Annotated in this window: 6 protein-coding genes; 2 read left to right on the forward strand and 4 right to left on the reverse strand. The window is 68.0% G+C overall.

Translation table 11 applies throughout. The annotated features are described in order from the left end of the window. Window positions 1-20 precede the first annotated feature (20 nt). Both RLDS_RS43755 and RLDS_RS43760 read left to right on the forward strand, forming a co-directional pair. A complete protein-coding gene (locus RLDS_RS43755; RefSeq protein ID WP_021226757.1) occupies window positions 21-1,154 on the forward strand; it encodes a hypothetical protein in 1,134 nt (377 codons plus the stop codon). Further along, window positions 1,151-2,524, forward strand: coding sequence for a cytochrome P450 (locus tag RLDS_RS43760; protein WP_021226758.1), 1,374 nt, complete (start codon window positions 1,151-1,153; stop codon window positions 2,522-2,524). The genes RLDS_RS43755 and RLDS_RS43760 overlap by 4 nt, the downstream gene beginning before the upstream one ends. On the opposite strand, the gene RLDS_RS43765 is transcribed toward RLDS_RS43760, so the two are convergent. The 4 genes from RLDS_RS43765 to RLDS_RS43780 form a co-directional block, all read right to left on the reverse strand. Beyond that, window positions 2,517-3,410, reverse strand: a complete 894-nt coding sequence (locus tag RLDS_RS43765) for a transglutaminase family protein (RefSeq protein ID WP_021226759.1) — start codon at window positions 3,408-3,410, stop codon at window positions 2,517-2,519. The genes RLDS_RS43760 and RLDS_RS43765 overlap by 8 nt on opposite strands. Next, a complete protein-coding gene (locus RLDS_RS43770) occupies window positions 3,407-5,893 on the reverse strand; it encodes a circularly permuted type 2 ATP-grasp protein (protein WP_021226760.1) in 2,487 nt (828 codons plus the stop codon). The genes RLDS_RS43765 and RLDS_RS43770 overlap by 4 nt, the downstream gene beginning before the upstream one ends. Further along, complete coding sequence (locus RLDS_RS43775) at window positions 5,890-9,249, reverse strand: transglutaminase family protein (protein WP_031298397.1); 3,360 nt, start codon at window positions 9,247-9,249, stop codon at window positions 5,890-5,892. The genes RLDS_RS43770 and RLDS_RS43775 overlap by 4 nt, the downstream gene beginning before the upstream one ends. Window positions 9,250-9,337: 88 nt before the next feature. Next, on the reverse strand, window positions 9,338-9,788 hold a 451-nt coding region (locus tag RLDS_RS43780; RefSeq protein WP_021226762.1), incomplete at its 5' end, for a thiamine phosphate synthase.

Genomic DNA, 9,788 nt, shown 5'->3' on the forward strand with positions numbered 1-9,788 from the left:
CCCCGATTAGGGCGGCGGTGTTGGAAAAGTTCAAGCGTAAAGTCTTTTACCTCGGCGGTTTCGATCCGCGCGGCGTCCGCTTCTATCACCAGCTCTATCGCGAGCAGGCGGCGCGCTATGCCGCGCTGACCGGCGAGGACGTGACGGTGAGCAGGCGTCAGGCGGGCGAGGCAGGGGCGGCGGTGTCGGCGCGCTGGCGCGTCGCAAATGCGACCGCCGGGGTCGAAACCGATTATGAATATCTGCGCTGGGAAGATGTGATCGGCAAGGTGTGGATCCGCAATCCCCTGGCGCTCGCGCTCAAATCGGCGCGCGCCTATGCGGGCCATGCCCGGCACATGGATTTCGCGCGGATGCGGCGGCTGCGCCAGGGGCCGGTCATCACCATCCTATATCCGCCAATGCTGGCGGTGCTGATCCCGCTGCTGCTGGCGCTCGTCCCCGCTCTGATCCTGTCGCTGGCCTTGCCCTGGTGGGCGGCGGCGATCATCGGCATGCTCGTGAGCGCGCTATTGTCCGGGCGCATCCTGGCCAAGCTGGTGGTGCCCTGGCTGCTGCGGTTCATGACCTATACCGGCGCGCTGGCGGCGCAGGGGCCGGGCGCGGCGCTCGACGCGCGGATCGACGCCTTCGCGCAGCGGATCGTGGCGGCGCTGGATGGTGACTGGGACGAAGTGCAGCTGGTGACGCACAGCGCCGGCACGATCCTTGGCATGCGGCTGTTGCGCCGGGTGATCGCGCTGCGCGGCGGGGCGCCGCCCGACCGGTTCGTGATGCTGGGGCTGGGGCAGGTGGTGCCGGTGATCGCGCTGCGGCGCGACGCGCTTTGGTATCATGAGGATCTGAAAGCGCTGGCGGATGTGCCCTTCCGTTATGTCGACATCAGTTCGCCGCCCGATGGCGCGGCCTATTTCGACGTGAACCCGTTCCGGCTGGTCGCCCCCGCTTATGCCGCGCGGGTCGACATGCTCTCGCCGCGCTTTCACCTTTTTTACGAGCCGCAAAATTATCATGGCGGCTGGTCGAACAAATATGAGGCGCATTTCGACTATCTGCGCGTTGGCGACCGGCTCTCGCCGCTGGACTTCATCAGCCTGACCGCAGGCCGCCGCACCGTGGATGAGGCCGTCGCCGCCTTCAGGACGATCGCATGACCGAGATTTTCACCCCGCCCTATCCCCGCCCGCCCAGGAACAAGCGGGGACTGGTAAAGCGATTCCTGCGCGGCTGGCACAGCTGGATCCATGTGCTGTTCGACAAAAGCTATACGATGAAGATGGGCGAGATCCGCCTGCCGGGGCGGACCATGTATATCGCCAACGAATTGCCGCTGGTGGACAGAATATTGCGCGGCGGCACCGCCTTCCCCAAGCATAGCGAACTGGTGCGCAACCTTGATCCGTTGATCGGTAATTCGGTCTTTTCGGCCAATGGCGCGGACTGGGAAAGCCAGCGCGCCATGGTCAACCCGGCCTTTGCCCACACCGCGCTGGGCCGGTCGATGCCGCTGATGGTCGCGGCGGCGGACGATCTGGTCGCGCGGATCGAGGCGGCGGCGCGGGCCGGCGGGCCGATCGATATCGACCCGATGATGACCCATGTGGCGGCTGATATCATATTTCGCACCCTGTTCAGCGAGACTCTGGACGCGGAGCGTTCCAACATCATCCACAGCGCCTTTGGCCGGTTTCAGCGGCTGGCGCATTCCGCCTCCATGTTGCGGCTTTACGGCCTGCCCGCCGGCTGGTTCGAGAAACGGTCCAGGGGCCCGGCACGGGCGATCCATGACGTGTTCCGCCCGATCGTCGAGGCGCGCTATGCGGGCTTTCATGGCGGGGGAGAGGCCGGGCCGCGCGACATCCTGCAATCGCTGATCGAGGCGAAGCATCCCGAGACGGGCACACCTTTCACCTGCGAGCAGGTGATGGAGCAGGTGTCGACCATCTTCCTGGCGGGGCATGAGACGTCGGCGAGCACCATGACCTGGGCGCTCTACATGCTGGCCGAATGCGCGCATATCCAGACGCGGGTGCGCGAGGAAGTGGCGCGGGTGGCGGGCGACGAGCCGCTGAACGGCGCAATGCTCAAGGACATGAGCCAGCTGCGCAATATCTTCAAGGAAACGCTGCGGCTTTATCCGCCGGTATCCTTCCTGCCGCGCGAGGTGACATGCCCGATGGACATGCGCGATAAGCATCTGGAGGCGGGCGCGATGCTGGTGGTGGCGCCATGGCTGACGCAGCGGAACAAGGATAATTGGGCCTGCCCCCATGGGTTCGATCCCGACCGGTTCGATGATCCGGCCAATGCCGAGATGGCGAAGCAGGCCTGGTTCCCCTTTGGCCGGGGACCGCGCGTGTGCGTGGGCGCGGGCTTTGCCCAGCAGGAGGTGATGACAGTGATCGCCAGTGTGGTGCGTCGTTTCCAGATCAGCGTGCCCGCGGGCTTCACGCCTGAGCCGATCAGCCGGCTGACGATCCGGCCGCGGACGGGCATGCCGTTGATGTTCGCGCCGGTCAGCTGAGCGCGGCTTCTTCTTCCGGCGCGACGTCGACCATGACGGACTGGCCTTGCCCCGCGCCGCCGACGAACAGGCCGTCCATCGGCGCGACATCGGCATAGTCGCGGCCCATGGCGACGAAGAGATGCCCGTCGCCTGTGATGCAGCCATTGGTGGGATCAAAGCCGATCCAGCCGCGCGTCGGCCCGCACCAGAGCATGACCCAGGCGTGCATGGCGTCGGCCCCGACGAGGCGCGGCATGCCGGGCGGCGGCAACGTGCGCAAATAGCCGCTGACATAGGCGGCGGGCAGGCCGGCCAGACGCAGGGCCACGACCATGATATGGGCGAAATCCTGGCACACGCCATGCCGCCCGGCAAAGGCGTCCGCGACCGGCGTGTCGGCATCGGTGACGCCGGGCCGATAGGCAAAGGCGCTCTGAATATGCAGGGCAAGGTCCAGCGCGGCGGCGACCACGGGCGCATCGGGTGCGAGCCGGGTGCGCGACCAGTCGCCGATCGCCGCCAGCATCGGCGTGCGCGCGCCGGCGTAGAGATAATGGGCGGGCGCGGTCGGGCCCATATCGCGATCCAGCAGCGCGGCCCCGGCCACCGCGCCGATTGCGGGATCATCATCCTGCGGGGTGATGATGCCGCCCTGCACGCCGCAGCGGAATCGGCTTTCGATGCTGAGCTGGCGAATCGGGCTTTCGATCACCAGCCGGGCGACCTGGACGGGCCAGCCGCCCGGCCGCGATTCGATGATGGTCGGGGTGGGATCGACATCGAGTTGATAGTCCGATGTCCACTGGCCGGGCCAGGACGCGGGTTGCAGGCGCAGGTTGAAGCGCGCGAGACGCACCGGCGCGGCATAGCGCAGCAGCGTACGATGGCGGACCTGATAGATCATGCCAGTATCTCGGCGCTTTCCGTCTTGCGGACTTGCAGGAAATAGCGTTGCCCGATCGCGTCGGAGAGGGCGATCAGCCGGCGTTCGGCGTCCGCGATATGATCCATGGTCAGCCTGTCGCCGGTCAGGGGTTGAAGCTGCCCCACCAACGCATCGGCGATACGGCGCGGCTCTTCGGGCATGCCGTCGCCGCGCAGCGTGGGCAGGGCGGCGACATGCTCGGCAAGGCGTAGCGCCTGCCAGGCGAGCGCGCGGGGATTATAGGGCTCCAGCGCGATGAGGTCGCGCACCGGCGCCAGCGCGGGGCCGGCCAGATAGCGGGTGCGATAGCTGATCTGGCTGTCCATCAAATCGAGCAGGACAGTGAGGTCATCGTCCGACGCCTGATCGCCGCCGAACTGGTTGATGAGCCGGCACCCGTTGATCGCGCGTTCCAGCCGTCGGCCCATGTCGTGGAAGCGCCAGCCGTCGCCGCGCGCCATATTTTCCGCCGCAAGGCCGGAAAGCGCCGAAATCCGTTCGATCATGCGGGACGAGGCGTCGAGCAATGTTTCCGTCACCGCGCCGTCGAAGGTGGGCAGGGGCAGGCGCACGAGACGCCAGACGTCACTCGCCAGGCGATCGCGCAGCCCTTCGCCGATATTGGCCACGGTCGCCATCAGCGCGCGGACGCTGCCGGGCTGGCGTGCATCGCCCAGCGCAGTGGCGCAGAGCGCGCCGACGGCGGCGCCCGGCGCGCCCGAACCGGTGGGCACCGCGCGCCAGGCGGATAGCAGGCCGACGAGCCGCCCCATGGTCGGGCTGGCGAGCGAGGGGCCAAGATCGGCCTCGATCGAGCCGCCGGCGACCGCGCGAATCAGGCGCAGCGTCGCTTCGGTCCGTTCGATATAGCGGCCGAGCCAGAAGAGATTGTCCGCCGCTTTGGCTGGCAACATGCCGCCCATCCGGCGAATGGCGGGCGTGCCGCCTCCCAGCAGGCTTTCGGCAGACGCCGGCCGGCGATCGATCACGCACATGTCGGCGGAGATGTCGCCCCGGCCCATCAGCGCCGCGCGAATGTCGCCATGGGCGGCGAGCCGGGCAAAGGCGCCGGGCATGACGCGCCAGTGCCCCGCGCCGTCGCGCGCCACGAAAATGCGCAGGGTGAAGGGCAAAGGCGTCAATCGCCCGTCGATGATCGCGGGCGTGGTGGACAGCTTCACCATTTCCTGCCCGACATAATCCATCGGCCGGCGGTCCATCGCGTCCAGCAGGCGCGCGCGCTGGTCAGCGTCCAGCGTCGCGGCGGGCAGGAAGGGCGCGTCGGGCAGGCCGTCGGCCGGCTGATCGAAGGCGGACCCGATCACCATCTGGTCGAGCCGGGCACGCACATGATCGCGCTCGCGCGGCTGGCCGCACCACCAGGTGGCGATATTGGGGAGGAGCAGGTCCTGGCCGAGCACGGCCCCGGCCAGTTGCGGCAGGAAGGCGGCGAGCGCGCGCGATTCGATGACGCCTGCGCCGGGCCAGTTGCTGACCATCAGCCCGCCGCGCGCGCAGGCGTCGAAGAGGTCGGCGACACCGATCCGCGACTGGCCATCAAAGGCGAGCGGATCGAGGAAGCGGCTGTCCATCCAGCGCCACAGGCCATCGACGCGCTTCAGCCCCTGGATGGTGCGCACGAACAGGCGACCGTCGGACACGATGAGGTCGTCGCCCTCCACCAGCATGAGGCCGAGATAGCGGGCGAGATGCGCCTGTTCGGCATAGCTCTGGTTGAAACGGCCGGGCGTGAGCAGGCCGATGCGCGGGTCCGACCGGGCGCAGTCGGCGGCGAGGCCCCGGCGCAAGTCGGAAAAGAAGGGGGCGAGCCGGCGCGTATGCATCGCACCGAGCAGGTCGCCGGTCGCGCGGGAGAAAGCGAGGCGATTTTCCAGCGCATAGCCGACGCCCACCGGCGTGCGCACGCGATCGGCCAGCACGCGCCATTCGCCGCCCGGTCCGCGGCCGATATCGGCGGCGTAGAAATGAAGGACATGGCCGTTGGGCGGCGCGGTGCCCGTCATCACCCGCCAATAATGGGTGCTGCCGGTGATGACGCTGGCCGGGAGATGCCCGTCGCGCACCAGCGACTGGGTGGCATAAATGTCGCCGACGATCCGTTCGAGCAATTCCGCGCGCTGGATCAGGCCGGATTCGATATGGCTCCATTGCGCGGCGTCGATCAGCAGCGGCAGCGGGCCGAGCGGCCAGGCGCGTTCCTGTTCATCGCCGGTGAGGCGAAAGGCAAGGCCAAGGTCGGCCGCCTGGCGTGCGACATGATCGGCAAGCGTCGCGGGATCGCCCTTTGCCTGCGCGGACAGCCGCTCCAGCATTGTGCGCCAGTGCCCGGCCGTGTCCGGGTCGGCATCGGCGAACAGGTCGCCGCGCGGCGCGGCGGCGAGATAGGCGTCGGCCCAGCTTTCTGTCCCCTGCGACGGCGCGAGGGCGTCCGCCTGGTTCATGCGCCGGGCTGGCGGGGCAGGCGCAGGTCCAGCGTCATGGGAAATTCGCCGGGCAGCTCCGCGACGGGCATGTCGACCGGGCCGGGCGTATGGCCATGATCCTGAAACCGCGCCTTGCGCCGGGATTCGGCTTCATAGCCGTTGATCGGCAGCGTGTCGTAATTGCGCCCGCCCGGATGCGCGACATGATAGACGCAGCCGCCAAGCGACCGGCCGCTCCAGCTGTCGAATATGTCAAAGGTCAGCGGCGCATTGGCGGGAAGCTGCGGATGGAGGCAGTTGGCGGGCGTCCACGCCTTGTAGCGGACGCCGCCTATGGCTTCGCCCGGCACGCTGGTCGGGCTCATCGGCACATGGCGGCCGTTGCAGGCGACGATGTGGCGGCCGGCGACGAGGCCGGTGGCGCGCACCTGGAGTCGCTCGGTCGATGAATCGACGTAGCGCACCGTGCCGCCGATCGCGCCGGTTTCGCCGAGCACGTTCCAGGGTTCGAGCGCATGGGTGATTTCCAGGCCCACGCCGCCCGCATCCACCTGACCATGGACGGGGAAGCGGAACTGGCGCTGCGCTTCGAACCAGTTGGGATCGAAATCATAGCCCGCGCCGCGCAGGTCGGCGAGCACGTCGAGAAAATCGGACCAGACGCAATGCGGCAGCATGAAGCGGTCATGCAGCGCCGTGCCCCAGCGCACAAAGCCGCCCTGTTGCGGCTGGCGCCAGAACCAGGCGGTGAGCGCGCGCAGCAATAATTGCTGCACGAGGCTCATCCGCGCTTCGGGCGGCATTTCGAACCCGCGAAATTCGAGGAGGCCAAGGCGCCCGGTCGGGCCGTCGGGCGAGAACATCTTGTCGATGCAGATTTCGGTGCGGTGGGTGTTGCCGGTCACGTCAACCAGCAGGTTGCGGAACAGGCGGTCGACCAGCCAGGGCGGCGGCAGCTTGTCCTCGCCCTCGCGCGTCGGATCAGGCACCTGCGCGAGCGCGATTTCCAGTTCGTAGAGCCCGTCATGCCGGGCTTCGTCGATGCGCGGCGCCTGGCTGGTCGGGCCGATGAACAGGCCCGAAAAGAGATAGGAAAGCGAGGGGTGCCGCTGCCAGTAGAGGACGAAGCTCTTGAGCAGGTCCGGGCGGCGGATGAAGGGCGAATCGTTGAGGGTCGGGCCGCCCAGCACGATATGGTTGCCCCCGCCCGTACCGATCGAGCGACCATCGACCATGAATTTGTCGGCCGTCAGCCGGCATTCGCGCGCGGCGGCATAGAGTTTCTCGGTAATGTCGACCGTGTCCCGCCAGCTGGCGGCGGGGTGGACATTGACTTCGATCACGCCGGGGTCGGGCGTGGCCTTGAGCACGTTGAGGCGCGGGTCGGGCGGCGGCGCATAGCCCTCGATCCGCACGGGGATGCGGGTGGCTTCGGCGACGCGCTCCACCTGCGCGATCAGTTCGAGATAATCCTCCAATTCGCGGACCGGGGGCAGGAAGACGGACAGGTGCGCGCCATGCGGTTCGACCGTGATGGCGGTGCGCACCGCGCCTTCGATGATCACCTGTTCGACGCGGTCCTGCGCGGCCGCGCCGCCTTCGGCATCGGCGACGCGCTGGACGCGCTGCGCTTCCTCACGACTGGCCTGTTCGCTGACCTGCGTGCGGACATCCGGCAGTGGCCCGCGCGGCTCGCTGGTGTCGCGCGGATGGATATAGGGATAGTCGGATTCGGGTACGTGGGGCAGCGACCCCAGCGGCAGGCGATAGCCGAGCGCCGAATCGCCGGGCACCGCGAACAGCTTGCCCCGGCGCAGCTGCCAGATTTCGCTCTGCCAGCGCGGCGTCGCCGCCTGGCTTTGCCAGCGCTGGACCGGCAGGACATAGCCGACCGGTTTGTCGAGGCCGCGCTCGAAGGTCTTGACCATGCGGGCGCGCGCTTCGGGATCGGCGATCGCCGGGTCCTGCGGGTCGGTGTTGATGGGAAGATCGCCCTCCTTCACCATCCACACCGCCGGGTCTTCATAGACCGGGTGAGTATATTCCTGCGTGAAGCCCATATTGCCGGCCAGCGCGACAAGGAAGTCCTGCGCGTCCTGCGCCGTGGTCTGGCGAGCGCCTTCGGGCGGCGTGTCGGTCGCGATCAGGCTTTCGTCGCGCCAGAGCGGTACGCCATCCTGCCGCCAATAGACGGCATAGGCCCAGCGCGGCAGGCTTTCGCCGGGATACCATTTGCCCTGCCCATGATGCAGCAGGCCGCCGGGCGCGAAGTCGCTGCGCAGCTTGCGGATCAGCCGGTCGGCATAGGCGGCCTTGGTCGGGCCAACCGCGTCGCCATTCCACTCGCCCGCGTCCCCTCCATCCTGCGCGACGAAGGTCGGCTCCCCGCCAATGGTGAGGCGCACGTCCTGGCGCTGGAGGTCGGCATCGACCTGATCGCCCAGGGCCATGACCGCGTCCCAGCGGGCATCGGTGAAAGGCTTGGTGATGCGCACCGCTTCGGCGATGCGGCTGACGGACATTTCGAAGCGGAAATCGACTTCGGCCGGTTCGGCCATGCCGCTGATCGGCGCGGCGGAGCGATAATGGGGCGTGGCGCACAGCGGGATATGCCCTTCACCCGCAAACATGCCGCTGGTGGCGTCGAGCGCGACCCACCCCGCGCCCGGCACATAGGCTTCGGCCCAGGCGTGAAGGTCGACCACGTCCTGGCTGACGCCCTTTGGCCCTTCGATCGGCTCCACGTCCGCAACCAGCTGGATCGAATAGCCCGACACGAAGCGGGCGGCGAACCCCAGCCGGCGCAGCAGTTGCACCAGCAGCCAGGCGGAATCGCGGCAGGAGCCGGTGCCGATGTCCAGCGTCTCCTCCGGCGTCTGCACGCCGGTTTCCATGCGGATGACATAGCCGACCCGTTGTTGCAGGCGGCGGTTGACCTCCACCAGAAAATCGACGGTGCGGCCTTCATGCCCCTGATGCTCGGCGACCAGCGCGTCGAACAACGGCCCCTGATCCTCCACGTCGAAATAGGCGGCAAGGTCGGTCTTCAGCTGGTCGTCATAGGCGAAGGGGTAGTTTTCCGCATAAGGCTCCACGAAGAAATCGAACGGATTAATGATGTCGAGATCGGCAAGCAGGTCGACTTGAATCGAGAAATGATCGACCGGATCGGGAAAGACGATGCGCGCCAACCAGTTGCCATGCGGGTCCTGCTGCCAGTTGAGAAAATGGTTCGCCGGTTCGATCTTCAGCGCGTAATTGGGAACTCTGGTGCGGCTGTGCGGCGCGGGGCGCAGGCGGATCACCTGCGGGCCGAGCCGGATCGGGCGGCTGTAGGAATAAGCGGTAAGGTGGTGCAGCGCGGCCTTGAGCATGGCGCGATCAAACGCCACGCTCTGTTGCAATGCAATGCGAAACTGTCCCCAGGCGCAAGAAACTTTGTTGGGGCGGCGGCATGATGGTTCAGATGGTCGTCAGCCCGTCGATCGCGGCCCAGCCGGCAGCGCCGAGCGCGGCCAGGCTGCGCCGGTGCCGGGCGGTCACGCCACCCAGGGCGATGACCGGCAGGGGGGTGGCATGGGCCAGCGCCGCGAAGCGCGCGCGCCCCAGCACGCGTGCACCGGGATGCGAACGGGTGGGGAAAAGGGGCGAGAGGAAAAGAAGGTCGGCCCCCGCGCGCTGCGCCATCCTGATTTCCCGCCGGTCATGCGCGGGCGCGCTGTGGAGCAGGGGACGGGGCGCGCGGCGTGGATCGCGGCCATGCCAGCCATCGGCGCGCCATGACGCCGCCAAGCGCGCCGGGCCTGCCAGCAGCAGGATGAGCCGCCGTCGCCGGGCGATGGCGCGCAGGGCATCGAACAGTGCGCGGCGCTGCGCGGGCGGCGTGCGGTAATGGCGCAGGATGATGCCCGCC

It is taken from the genome of Sphingobium lactosutens DS20, from assembly GCF_000445105.1.
In the GTDB taxonomy this organism is placed as follows: domain Bacteria; phylum Pseudomonadota; class Alphaproteobacteria; order Sphingomonadales; family Sphingomonadaceae; genus Sphingobium; species Sphingobium lactosutens.